The 11,736-nt window shown below is 66.9% G+C and carries 10 protein-coding genes; 4 read left to right on the top strand and 6 right to left on the bottom strand.

Annotated features, from left to right (window positions below; genetic code table 11):
* Positions 1 to 11: 11 nt before the first annotated feature.
* The 3 genes from AC27VE_RS06335 to AC27VE_RS06325 are packed head-to-tail and all read right to left on the bottom strand — an operon-like array spanning position 12 to position 3,053.
* Positions 12 to 890 carry an ABC transporter ATP-binding protein gene (locus tag AC27VE_RS06335; protein WP_488703349.1) on the bottom strand — a complete coding sequence of 293 codons (879 nt, stop codon included), beginning with the start codon at positions 888 to 890 and terminating at the stop codon, positions 12 to 14.
* A 3-nt stretch (positions 891 to 893) separates the two neighbouring features.
* On the bottom strand, positions 894 to 1,724 hold the full coding sequence (gene ntrB, locus AC27VE_RS06330; RefSeq protein ID WP_280029667.1) for a nitrate ABC transporter permease: 831 nt from the start codon (positions 1,722 to 1,724) through the stop codon (positions 894 to 896).
* 27 nt (positions 1,725 to 1,751) lie between these two features.
* Complete coding sequence (locus AC27VE_RS06325; protein ID WP_006222720.1) at positions 1,752 to 3,053, bottom strand: CmpA/NrtA family ABC transporter substrate-binding protein; 1,302 nt, start codon at positions 3,051 to 3,053, stop codon at positions 1,752 to 1,754.
* 393 nt (positions 3,054 to 3,446) lie between these two features.
* On the opposite strand from AC27VE_RS06325, the gene AC27VE_RS06320 reads away from it, so the two are divergent.
* Together AC27VE_RS06320 and cysG are read left to right on the top strand one after the other, a co-directional pair.
* Positions 3,447 to 4,028, top strand: coding sequence for an ANTAR domain-containing response regulator (locus tag AC27VE_RS06320; RefSeq protein WP_006222719.1), 582 nt, complete (start codon positions 3,447 to 3,449; stop codon positions 4,026 to 4,028).
* 109 nt (positions 4,029 to 4,137) lie between these two features.
* Positions 4,138 to 5,553, top strand: coding sequence for a siroheme synthase CysG (gene cysG / locus AC27VE_RS06315; protein WP_488703348.1), 1,416 nt, complete (start codon positions 4,138 to 4,140; stop codon positions 5,551 to 5,553).
* Between the two features lie 71 nt (positions 5,554 to 5,624).
* Here the strand turns inward: cysG and upp are convergent, their stop codons facing one another.
* The 3 genes from upp to AC27VE_RS06300 all read right to left on the bottom strand — a co-directional run bounded on the left by upp (position 5,625) and on the right by AC27VE_RS06300 (position 9,181).
* Positions 5,625 to 6,263 (bottom strand): uracil phosphoribosyltransferase, encoded by a 639-nt coding sequence (upp, locus tag AC27VE_RS06310; protein WP_006222717.1) that lies wholly within the window; start codon positions 6,261 to 6,263, stop codon positions 5,625 to 5,627.
* 223 nt (positions 6,264 to 6,486) lie between these two features.
* Positions 6,487 to 7,935: a D-alanyl-D-alanine carboxypeptidase/D-alanyl-D-alanine endopeptidase gene (gene dacB / locus AC27VE_RS06305; protein ID WP_488703347.1), complete on the bottom strand. Its 1,449-nt coding sequence runs from the start codon at positions 7,933 to 7,935 to the stop codon at positions 6,487 to 6,489.
* Positions 7,936 to 8,026: 91 nt separating this feature from the next.
* Positions 8,027 to 9,181 (bottom strand): ABC transporter substrate-binding protein, encoded by a 1,155-nt coding sequence (locus AC27VE_RS06300; RefSeq protein WP_280029674.1) that lies wholly within the window; start codon positions 9,179 to 9,181, stop codon positions 8,027 to 8,029.
* A 212-nt stretch (positions 9,182 to 9,393) separates the two neighbouring features.
* Between AC27VE_RS06300 and queA the strand changes: the two genes are divergently transcribed.
* A complete protein-coding gene (gene queA / locus AC27VE_RS06295; protein ID WP_088591157.1) occupies positions 9,394 to 10,452 on the top strand; it encodes a tRNA preQ1(34) S-adenosylmethionine ribosyltransferase-isomerase QueA in 1,059 nt (352 codons plus the stop codon).
* Complete coding sequence (gene tgt, locus AC27VE_RS06290; RefSeq protein ID WP_006222713.1) at positions 10,449 to 11,585, top strand: tRNA guanosine(34) transglycosylase Tgt; 1,137 nt, start codon at positions 10,449 to 10,451, stop codon at positions 11,583 to 11,585. The genes queA and tgt overlap by 4 nt, the downstream gene beginning before the upstream one ends.
* Positions 11,586 to 11,736: the final 151 nt, after the last annotated feature.

The following is an 11,736-nucleotide window of genomic DNA, read 5'->3' as shown; positions in this document are numbered from 1 at the left end:
GTGGCTGGCCTTCAGGCGGCCGCGCGGGTCGCGGCCTGGGCTCCGCTGCCCGCTGCCGCCGTGGCGTCCAGGACGGCGTTGGCCTGCGCCGCCGCCTGCGACCGTTCGGGATTGCCGTGGCGGCGGTGCAGGAAATCCACGACCGCTGCGCGGCACTCGAGATAGGTCGCGTCGTTGGCCAGCCGCACGCGGTCGCGCGGACGCGGCAGGGGCACGGGCAGGATCTCGCCGATGGTCGCGGCCGGCCCGTTGGTCAACATGACGATGCGGTCGGACAACAGCACGGCTTCGTCCACATCGTGCGTGACCATGATGGTGGTCGTGCGCGTCTTGGCCACGATCTTCAGCAATTCGTCCTGCAGGTGCGCGCGCGTCAGCGCATCCAGGGCGCCGAACGGTTCGTCCATCAGCAACACGCCCGGTTCGATCGCCAGCGCCCGCGCAATGCCCACGCGCTGCTTCATGCCGCCCGAGATTTCCCGCGGCAGCTTGTTCTGCGCCGGCAGCAAGCCCACCAGTTCCAGCGCGGCGCGCGTGCGCTCAGATAATTGCGGGCGCTTTTCCTTGCCACCAAAGACGCGTTCCACCGCCAGGTACACGTTCTGGAAGCAGGTCAGCCACGGCAGCAGCGAGTGGTTCTGGAACACGACGGCCCGATCCGGCCCCGGTCCGGTGATCTCGCGTTCGGCGCACAGCAGCACGCCGCTGGTGGGGCGCGTCAGCCCGGCGATCAGGTTCAGCAACGTGGACTTGCCGCAACCCGAATGGCCGATCAGCGTGATGAACTCGCCCTGTTCAACGGTCAGGTCGATGTCGCGCAGCGCCACGAAGGCGCCCTTGCGGGTGGTGAACGTCTGGCCGACGCGTTCGATGCGTACGAATTTCTTCATGGCCTATTCCTCGGTATAGGTGAATCGGCGCGCCAGCGCGACCAGCAGGGTTTCCAGCAGCAAGCCCACGATGCCGATCACGAAGATGGCGATAACGATGTGCTCCACCTTCAGGTTGTTCCACTCGTCCCACAGCCAGAAGCCGATGCCCGTACCGCCGGTCAGCATTTCCGCCGCCACGATCACCAGCCATGCAGTGCCGATGGACAGGCGCACCCCGGTCAGCATGTAGGGCAGCACCGCCGGCAGCAGCACCTTGGTCGTAACCTTCCATTCCGACAGGTTCAGCACCCGCGCCACGTTCAGGTAGTCCTGCGGCACGCGCGACACGCCAACCGCGGTGTTGATGATCATCGGCCAGATCGAACAGATGAAAATGGCCCAGATCGCAGCCGGATTGGCCGCCTTGAACAGCAGCAGCCCCAGCGGCAGCCAGGCCAGCGGCGACACCGGACGCAGCAGGCTCACGATGGGCGAGAACATGGCGCTGATCGCAGCATATCGGCCGATGGCAAACCCGACCGGGATGCCGATCACCGCCGCCAGCCCGAAGCCGATCGCCACGCGCTCCAGCGACGCCAGCAGGTTCCAGCCGATGCCCTTGTCGTTGGGGCCGTTGTCATAGAACGGATCCGAGAACAGTTCCACGGCCGCGTGCCAGGTCACGCCCGGTGTCGGGATCTCCGGAATCCGCATGGCCACCACCTGCCACACCAGCACGAACAGCGCGAAGCCGGCCACGGGGCCCGCCACGGCCTTCAGCACGGACTCCAGCCGCTCGCGCCCGGCGGCGAACATCGCCTCGCCGCGGCCCACATTCGTTACGGTAGACATTGCATGCCCCTTCTCTGTACCGGCCGCTCAGGCCTTGACCTTGAACCCGTCGGCATACGCCGCGGGGTTGCTGCCGTCCCACACCACGCCGTCGATGAACTTGGCGCTGCGCATCTCGCTGGCGGGCAGCGCCACCCCGGCGGCGGATGCGGCCTGCTTGTAGATGTCGATGCGGTTGACCTGCCTGGCCATCGCCAGATAGTCGGGATGCTCTTTCAGCAGGCCCCAACGCTTGTGCTGCGTCAGGAACCACATGCCGTCGCTCAGGTACGGGAAGTTGGCCGAACCCTCCGCGTAGAAGCGCATGGCGTGCTCGTCGGTCCATGACTTGCCCAGGCCGTCTTCATAGCGGCCCTGCATGCGGTCCACGATGCCGCTGGCATCCGTATTCACATAGGACTTGGCGGCAATGGTCTCGGCCGTCTTCTGGCGGTTGGCGGGCGACGCGTCGATCCACTTGCCGGCCTCGAGAATCGCCGCGGTGACGGCCCGCGCCGTGTTCGGGTTGCGCGACACGAATTCGGCGCTGGTGCCCAGCACCTTTTCCGGATGGTCCTGCCAGATGCCCTGCGTGGTCACGGCGGTAAAGCCGATCTTGTCCATGATGGCGCGCGCCCCCCAGGGTTCGCCCACGCAGAAACCGTCCATATTGCCCACGCGCATGTTCGCCACCATCTGCGGCGGCGGCACCGTGATGACCTTCGCGTCCTTCATCGGATGGATGCCGTAGGTCGCCAGCCAGTAGTACAGCCACATGGCGTGCGTGCCGGTCGGGAAGGTCTGCGCGAAGGTGTATTCGCGCTTGTCCGAGGCCATCAGCTTGGCCAGCGATTCGCCGTCCCGCGCGCCGGCTTGCAGCAGCTTGTTCGACAGCGTGATCGCCTGGCCATTCTGGTTCAGGTTCATCAGCACCGCCATATCCTTCTTCGGCCCGCCCACGCCCATATGCACGCCATAGACCAGGCCGTACAGCACGTGCGCCATGTCCAGCTCGCCGTTCATGAGCTTGTCGCGCACCGCGGCCCATGAGGCTTCCTTGGACGGGGTGATCGTCACGCCGTACTTTTTGTCGATGCCCAGTACCGACGCCATCACCACCGAGGCGCAATCGGTCAGCGGGATGAAACCGATCTTCACTTCGGTCTTTTCCGGCGCGTCGGTGCCCGCCGCCCAGGCGCCGGCGCGCACCAGCGGATCGACCAGCGACAGCAGGCTGGCGCCCGCGACCGCGCGCGCCGTTCCGCTCAACCACTTGCGGCGGCCGGCGTCAGCGGTCAGGTCCGCGCTGGCGGCGGGTCGGGTGGAGGGGCTACGTGTCACTGGCGTCATGCATGGCTCCTGGCAAAAAAAAACGTCCCGCGCGCCATGGAACCGTGTCCATTGGCGCTGCGGAACGTCGTTGTTCCTTGCCGCGTAGTGCGGCGCGTTGCGTCGGGCGACCGCCGTTGGCCCCCTGGTTCCACTAAAGCAAGCACTGTGCCAACCCGCTGGTTTTTCACCGACATTCGCCTGGACCCCGCGCCAGCGCTGGCTTTACGCCCACCTCGCGCACCCTCCACTTGGGTTCAGGAAACCGCACGCGAACCAAGTTGGTGCATGCCCGGATGCGGCAGTGCACTACGCCTGTGCGGCTAACGCCCTGCGGCTGTGCCCGGGCGCTGAGCCCCGCACGCCATGGAGATGGCACGGAACTTGCATGATCGAAAGCATCTGGGGGATCTCATGCTGAAAGTCATGCTGCTTAACGATGGCGAAGGACGCGCGGTATCGCTGCGGCAAACGCTTGCCGCGGCGGGCGTGCGCATCGTCTCTGAAATGGCGCCCGGCATGGATCTGGCCGCCGCCATCGCCGAGGCCGCCCCCGACGTGGTGCTGATCGACAGCGACGCCCCTGGGCGCGACACGCTGGAAAACGTCTGTGTGGCCAGCGAGCACAGCGACCGCCCGGTCGTGATGTTCACCGACAACGGCAACCGCGACACCATCCGCAGTGCATTGCGGGCGGGTGTCGCCGCCTATGTCGTGGGCGACGTGCCGGCGGCCCGCATCGAACCGCTGCTGACGGTGGCGATCGAGCGCTTCGCCATGGAGAAGTCTCGCCGCGAAGAGTTGCGCGACGCGCAACTGCGCCTGGCCGACAGGCAATGGGTGGAAAGGGCGAAAGGAATATTGATGAAGGCGCGCGCCATTCCCGAAGACGAGGCGCATCGCCTGTTGCGTGAGCGCGCCATGCAGAGCCAGAAGCGCCTGGGGGAAGTCGCCCGCGAGGTCGTCGAAATGAGCCAATGGCTGGGCAAAGGCTAGCTACATGATTTTTAGCTATATGGATTCAAGAAATCAAAAGTTGTGGGGATGTACCCCCCTCCCTATGATCAGCTGATATTTCGCCGGGTACGCCCGGGGCGGGCATTTGATGAAGCTTTTCCCGATTTTTGCCGACTTGAAAGGGCGGCTGGTGCTGGTGGTGGGCGGTGGGGCCGTGGCCGAGCGCAAGACGCTGGCCCTGCTGGAAGCCTCGGCCGAGGTCATCGTCGGTGCGCCGGAACTGACGCCGGCGCTGGTTGCACTGGCCGCCGAAGGCCGGATCCGCCACTTGGCTGGCCGGTTTGATCCTGCCTGGCTGGACGATGTCTGGCTGGTGGTCGCCGCCACCGACGACCGCGCTGCGAACGCCGCGGTATCCGAAGCCGCCGGCGCCCGCCGCATCTTCACCAACGTGGTCGACGACCCGGAACTGTCCTCCTTCCAGGTGCCGTCCATCGTGGACCGGTCGCCCGTCATCGTGGCCATTTCGTCCTCGGGCGTGGCGCCCGTGTTGGCGCGCCGCATCCGCGAACGCATCGAATCGCTGTTCGACCACACGCTGGGCCAACTGGCCGGCCTGGCCGCTACCTATCGCAAGCGCATCCGGGCCAGCCACCCCGACCTGGGCGCGCGCCGCCGCTTCTATGACTGGCTGCTGGACGGCCCCGTGGCCGGATTTCTGCGCCAGCAACAGCCCACCCGGGCTGAAGCCGCCTTGGCCGATGCACTGGCTGCGCCGCTGGCGCCCGCCGACGGCAGCGTGGTGCTGGTGGGGGCAGGGCCGGGGGACCCCGGCCTGTTGACGCTGAAGGCGCTGCGCGCCCTGAACGAAGCCGACGTCATCCTGTATGACCGCCTGGTCAGCGACGACATCATGTCGCTGGCGCGCCGCGATGCCGACCGCGTGCCGGTCGGCAAGCTGCCCGGCGAAAACCATCACGCCACCCAGGCACGCATCCACGCGCTGCTGGTGGAACATGCACAGGCGGGCCGGCGCGTGGTGCGCCTGAAAGGCGGCGACGCGTTCATCTTTGGACGGGGCGGCGAAGAATTGGAATATCTGCGCGCGCATGGCGTGCGCTATGAAGTGGTGCCCGGCATCACCGCCGCGCTGGCCTGTGCGGCCTATGCCGGCATCCCGCTGACGCATCGCGAGCATGCGCAGTCGGTCCGGCTGATCACGGCGCATTGCCGCGAGGACGAAGACAATCTGGACTGGCCTGCGCTGGCGCGCGAGCGGCAGACGCTGGCGTTCTATATGGGAGTGGGCCAGCTGGATCTGCTGACCGGGCGCCTGTTACGCCATGGCCGTTCGGCGCAGACGCCGTTCGCGCTGATCGAAAACGGCAGCAGGCCCGAACAGCGCGTACTGTCGGGCACGCTTGAAGCCCTGCCCCGCCTGGCCGCCGAGCACGGAATCCGGTCGCCTGCCCTCTTGATCGTGGGCGAAGTCGCCGGCCTGGCGCCGCAATTGCAATGGTTCGGCCAGCATATCGACGGCCGCCCGCAACGGCTGGCGGCTTGATGGGTGGAGTGCGCGGGCGGCAAATGCAACAGCACCGCCCCAAGCGCGCGCAACCCATCACCCGATAACCGTCACTCCGTCTTCTGGGTCGTACCGAAGATCCGGTCGCCCGCATCGCCCAGCCCGGGCATGATGTATCCGTGCTCGTTCAGGCCGTCATCGATGGATGCCGTGTAGATATGCACATCCGGGTGCTTGGCCAGCACGGCGTCGATGCCGACGGGCGCCGCCACCAGGACGAGCGCACGAATTTCCTTGCAGCCGGCGCGCTTGAGCAGGTCGATGGCAGCAACCATCGAACCGCCAGTTGCCAGCATGGGATCGACGATCAGGGCCAGGCGCTGGTCGAGTTCACCGACCAGGCGTTCCAGATAGGTGTGCGCTTCCAGCGTCTCTTCGTTGCGGGCCACGCCCACCACGCTGACCTTGGCGCCCGGAATCAGGCTGAGCACGCCATCCAGCATGCCGATGCCGGCGCGCAGGATGGGCACCACGGTGACTTTCTTGCCGGCAATCTTCTCGACCTGGACCTGGCCACACCAGCCTTCCACGGTGGCCGGCGCCAGCGGCAGGTCCTTGGACGCTTCGTAAGTCAGCAGCGCGCCGACTTCCTGCGACAACTCTCGAAAGCTCTTGGTGCTGAGGTCGGCGCGACGCATGATCCCGAGCTTATGGCGGATCAACGGATGGCGGATTTCGTGCACAGGCATGTGCGTAACACTCCAGAATATTGAAAAGACGGGGTTTTTCGCCTCAGGCGCCACCCGAACAGCGCAACACACTTGCGTCGGCTATCGGGTCGCACCCAAGGATCGTAATCGGTTTAATGGCCCGGGAGCATAGAAGACTTTTCCCCGCCGGGCCGCCCCAAGGGGAAAAAGCCCCCTCGGGGGGCAGCAAGCGCACAACGTGCGCGCGGCGTGGGGGCATCATTCATTGATCGGCGAGCCACGCGATGAGGGCGTCGTCAAAAGCGCGGACGGCACCCGCCTGTTCGTGGTTGACGATGCTGACCACCACGTAGCGCTTGCCGCTGGCGCCCAGCACGTAACCGGCGATCGAGCGCACGTCGCGCAACGACCCGGTCTTCAGGTGGGCCATGCCCACCGTGCCGTCGCCCTTCAGACGGCGCCGCACGGTGCCGTCCACCCCGGCGATGGCGAAGGACGAAATGTACTCCGGCATGACGGGCGAATTCCAGGCCACCGTCAGCATGGAGGCCAGACTGTCGGCCGACACCCGGGCCTCGCGCGACAGGCCGGCGCCGTTGTCGATGACGAGTTCGGGCATGTCCAGCCCCTGCTTGGCCAGCAGCCCCTTGGCCACTGCCTCGCTGCTGGTCACGGTGGCCGGCCGGCGGCCCTTTTCCGCGCCCAGCGTCAAGAGCAGCGTGCGCGCCATGACGTTGTTGCTGCGCTTATTGATCTGGCGGATCACCTCCGCCAGGGTGGGGGAATCGTGCGAGGCCAGCACCACGGCATCCGCCGGCACCATGCCGGCCCGGACCTGCCCCTTGAAGGTGCCGCCCAGCTCTTTCCAGAGCATGCGGAAAATCTCGGTGGCGTAGTCGGGCTGCGATAGCGCCAGGCGATACAGGCTGAATTCGCCGCAAGAGCCGGCCACCTTGCCGCCGACGCGGATCGTCACGCCCTGCTGGGTGATCAGCGGATCCGTCGTCACCACCGGCGGGCCCGGGCAGCGGACGTCGCTCCATTCCACGTTGCCCTCGATCTTCAGGCCGGGCAGCGGCGGATCGATCAGCGGCACCCATTTGTGGGCGGCGGGGTCCGGCGTGAACAGCAGGCGCAGCGCGCCGAAACCCACCATCAGGGCGTCAGGGCTGGCGTTGTAGGCGCGGTCCGGGGCACCGTCAAAGGCGCCGGGGTCAGTGGCGACCTGGCCGAAAATGCTGCGGTCGATGACGAGATCATTGATCTGCTTGACCCCGCGCAGGCGCAATTCACGCAGCAGGGCCCACAAATCCTGCATCAGAAATTGGGGATCGCCCCCGGCGCGCAGGTACAGCGGGCCGGCCAGCACGCCCTTGGCGTCGGGCCGGGCGCCGGGCGCCGTCATGAATTCGGTGCGCCAGACGTAGTTGGGCCCCAGTTCGGACAGCGCGGCCCACGTCGTGACCAGTTTCATGACCGACGCGGGGTTGCGGGATTCCTTGGCGTTCAAGGCCACCATGCGCGGCCCGCCCAGCTCCTGCACCACCAGCGACAGCGAACTGTCGGGCAGCTTGCTGGCCTTCCAGGCGTTCACCACATTGGGCGGCAGGCCCTGGACCTGCGCGCAAGCCGCGCCCGCCGACAGGGTCAGCAGCCCGCTGGCCAGCCATTGCCTCAGCCCGCCTACCCGCTTTTTCGCTTGTCCCGTCATGCTGCGTCCACCCAGTTGCTAGTCCTGCAAAACCGAGAGCATACAAAACCTGGGACGGTTGCGGGCGGGAGGCCCCCGCCCGCCGCGCGCTTTATTGAAGCCGCCACTTGCCGGACGCGACGGTCGCCATCACCAGCGCCCGTTCGTCCAGCCCGTTATGGTCGGTGGGGCTCATGCTGACCACGCCCGTCGCGGTGGGCAGGTTCTTGACGTTTTCCAGCGCGTCGCGCAGCGCCGCCCGGAACTCGGGCGTGCCGGGCTTGGCCGTCTTCAAGGCCACGGGGATGGCCTGTTGCAGCAACAGGCCCACGTCCCAGGTATAGGCGGCAAAAAGCGACACACTGCCCGCGCCGTTGGCGGCCTCGTACTTCTTGGCGAAGGCCTGCGCCGTGGCCTTGACGGGGTTGTTGTCGGGCAGCAGGTCGGCCACCATCACCGGCCCCACCGGCACCCACGCGCCCTCGCACGCCGTGCCGCACACGCGCAGGAAGTCGTTATTGGCCACGCCGTGGTTGAAATAGATCTTGCCCTTGAACCCGCGTTCGCGCAGGTCGCGGGCCGGCATGGCAGCCGGCGTGCCGGAGGCGCCGACCACCACGGCATCCGGCGCTGCGCCGATCAGCTTCAGGGTCTGGGCCACGGCCGACGTGTCGGTCGGCGCAAAGCTCTCCTTGCCGACGACCTCGATGCCGTGCTTCTTGGCGGCTTTTTCGATTTCCACCCAGAATGTCTCGCCCAAGGCGTTGTTGAAGCCGACGAAGGCCAGCTTCTTCACGCCATTGGCCGCGGCATGGCGCGCAATGCCCTCGGCCATCAGCGAATCGGAGTGCGGCGTCTTGAACACCCAGCGCCGCTTGTCGTCCACCGGTTCGATCAGCCGGGCCGACGAGGCCAGCGTGATCACCGGCGTCGTGCCGGTCGCCACGGTATCCAGCATGGCCATCGTGTTGGGCGTCGTGGTGGAGCCGACGATCAGGTCCACCTTGTTCTCGGAGATCAGTTTGTGCGAATTGCTGACGGCCCGCGTGGTGTCGGACGCGTCATCCAGCACAACGTATTCGACCTTCACGCCACCGATTTCGGTGGGCAGCAGGCTGATGGTATTGCGCTCGGGGATGCCCAGCGACGCTTGCGGGCCGGTGGTGGACAGGGTGGCGCCGATCTTCACTTGCGCCAGCGCGGGCGCGGCGCCCATAGCCAGCAAGGCCGCCAGAGCGGCGGCCATCAGGGTGCGACGAGGGGTCATGCGGTGTCTCCTTGGGTACGCGGATGTCGTTTTTTGCATCGCGCCGATCCGCTACGGCGTAGAACGCAGTTATACGGCGGGACGCGGCGTTTCGCCATGGTTCCGCCCCTATTAACTGTCCCCTTTACAATATCGGGTTGCCCCGAGCCGGCCCGGCCGGCGCGGCCCGCGGTTTTTGCCGGGCCGCCCCCCTCTGACAGACAGATACCCGCGTGACCCAGTCCCTGACCGTTTCCGATTTCAATTACGAGCTGCCGCCCGAACTCATCGCGCAGACGCCTGCCGCCGAACGCACGGGCAGCCGCCTGCTGCACCTGGACGGCGCCAGCCAGCTGCACGACCGGCAATTCGCCGATCTGGCCGGCCTGCTGCGCGCGGGCGACCTGCTTATCTTCAATGACACCCGCGTCATCAAGGCCCGCCTGCCGGGCCACAAGATCACCGGCGGCAAGATCGAGGTCCTGGTCGAACGCATCACCGAGACCGACCGGGTCCTGGCCCATGTGCGCGCCAGTAAATCGCCCGGCCCCGGCATGGTGCTGCGCCTGGCCGACGCCTTCGACGCCACGGTGCTGGGCCGCGAGGGCGAACTGTTCGACATCCGCTTCCCCGGCCCCGTGCTGGACTTGCTGGACGCCCACGGCGCCACGCCGCTTCCGCCCTACATCACGCACGCGGCCGACGCCGGCGACGACGACCGCTATCAGACCGTCTACGCCCGCGAACCCGGCGCCGTGGCGGCGCCCACCGCCGGCCTGCACTTCGACCAGCCTACCCTGGACCGCCTGGCCGACCTGGGCGTGGAGCGCGCGTTCGTCACGCTGCACGTGGGCGCGGGCACGTTCCAGCCGGTGCGCGTGGACAACCTGGCCGACCACATCATGCACGCCGAATGGTTCACGGTGCCGCAAGCCACGGTGGATGCCATCGCCGCCGCCCGCGCCCGCGGCGGCCGCGTGATCGCCGTCGGCACGACCAGCGTGCGCGCCCTGGAATCCGCCGCCGCCCAGACCGAAGGCCGCACGGCCCCCGGGCTGCCGCTGGCCGCCGCCCAGGGCGACACGCGCCTGTTCATCACCCCGGGCTACCAGTACCGCGTCGTGGACGCGCTGGTCACCAACTTCCACCTTCCCCAGTCGACCCTGCTGATGCTGGTGTCGGCGCTGGCCGGCGTCGAGCCGATCCGCCGCGCCTACGCCCATGCGGTAGCCCAGCGCTACCGCTTCTTCAGCTATGGCGACGCCATGTTCATTGAATCCCCTGCCTCATGACCGGACTGAACTTCGAACTGCTCGCCACTGACGGCGGCGCCCGCCGCGGCCGCATCACGCTGAACCACGGCGTGGTCGAAACCCCCATCTTCATGCCTGTCGGCACCTATGGCAGCGTCAAAGCCATGATGCCGCACGAGCTCAAAGAGATCGGCTCGCAGATCGTGCTGGGCAACACGTTCCACCTGTGGCTGCGCCCGGGCACGGAAATCATGGAAAAGCATGGCGGCCTGCACGGCTTCATGCAGTGGGACAAGCCGATCCTGACCGATTCCGGCGGTTTCCAGGTGTTCAGCCTGCAAGGCATGCGCAAGATCACCGAGGAAGGCGTGAAGTTCGCCTCGCCCATCGACGGCGCGCGCCTGTTCCTGACGCCGGAAGAATCCATGCGCATCCAGCGCTCGCTGAATTCCGACATCGTCATGGTGTTCGACGAATGCACGCCCTATGAGATCGACGGCCGCCCCGCCACGGTGGAAGAAGCCGCCCGCTCGATGCGCATGTCATTGCGCTGGGCGCGCCGCTCGCGCGAGGAATTCGACCGCTTGGGCAACCCCAACGCGCTCTTCGGCATCGTCCAGGGCGGCATGTACGAAGCGCTGCGCGACGAATCCCTGGCCGGCCTGCAGGACATCGGCTTCCATGGGTACGCCATCGGCGGCCTGTCGGTGGGCGAGCCCAAGGAAGACATGATGCGCATCCTGGCGCACGTGACGCCCAAGCTGCCGGCCCAGGCGCCCCGCTACCTGATGGGCGTGGGCACGCCGGAAGACCTGGTCGAAGGCGTCTCGCGCGGCGTGGACATGTTCGACTGCGTCATGCCCACCCGCAACGCCCGCAACGGCTGGCTGTTCACCCGCTTCGGCGACGTCAAGATCCGCAACGCCAAGTACCGCGACGACACCCGTCCGCTGGACCCCAGCTGCGCATGCCACACCTGCGCCAATTTCTCGCGCGCCTACCTGCACCACCTGCAGCGCGCCAACGAAATCACCGGCGCACGGCTCAATACGCTGCACAACCTGCATTTCTACCTGACCATCATGAAGGAAATGCGCGAAGCCATCGCCGAAGGCCGCTTCGACGCCTGGCGCGCCCAATTCGCCGCCGACCGCGCCCGCGGCATCGAGTGATCCGGGGCCCATTTACCGCCGGGTTGACCGGCGGTAAATGCATCCCCCCGGGGCAGCAAGCCTGAGCGCCGAGAACCCTTTTTTCAGTTAGGGGCTTTTCTATCCTGGATTCGCCCCCATTGATTGGGATCCCTCCCTAGTGAAAGGCCAG

Source organism: Achromobacter sp. 18P8.1.1, assembly GCF_057799415.1.
This window is presented reverse-complemented; position numbering and strand designations above follow the sequence as displayed.

Bases quoted from the DNA above. Each gene is read 5' to 3' on its own strand.
- AC27VE_RS06335 (WP_488703349.1), bottom strand. From the start codon at position 890: ATGAAGAAATTCGTACGCATCGAACGCGTCGGCCAGACGTTCACCACC.
- ntrB (WP_280029667.1), bottom strand. From the start codon at position 1,724: ATGTCTACCGTAACGAATGTGGGCCGCGGCGAGGCGATGTTCGCCGCC.
- AC27VE_RS06325 (WP_006222720.1), bottom strand. From the start codon at position 3,053: ATGACGCCAGTGACACGTAGCCCCTCCACCCGACCCGCCGCCAGCGCG.
- AC27VE_RS06320 (WP_006222719.1), top strand. From the start codon at position 3,447: ATGCTGAAAGTCATGCTGCTTAACGATGGCGAAGGACGCGCGGTATCG.
- cysG (WP_488703348.1), top strand. From the start codon at position 4,138: ATGAAGCTTTTCCCGATTTTTGCCGACTTGAAAGGGCGGCTGGTGCTG.
- upp (WP_006222717.1), bottom strand. From the start codon at position 6,263: ATGCCTGTGCACGAAATCCGCCATCCGTTGATCCGCCATAAGCTCGGG.
- dacB (WP_488703347.1), bottom strand. From the start codon at position 7,935: ATGACGGGACAAGCGAAAAAGCGGGTAGGCGGGCTGAGGCAATGGCTG.
- AC27VE_RS06300 (WP_280029674.1), bottom strand. From the start codon at position 9,181: ATGACCCCTCGTCGCACCCTGATGGCCGCCGCTCTGGCGGCCTTGCTG.
- tgt (WP_006222713.1), top strand. From the start codon at position 10,449: ATGACCGGACTGAACTTCGAACTGCTCGCCACTGACGGCGGCGCCCGC.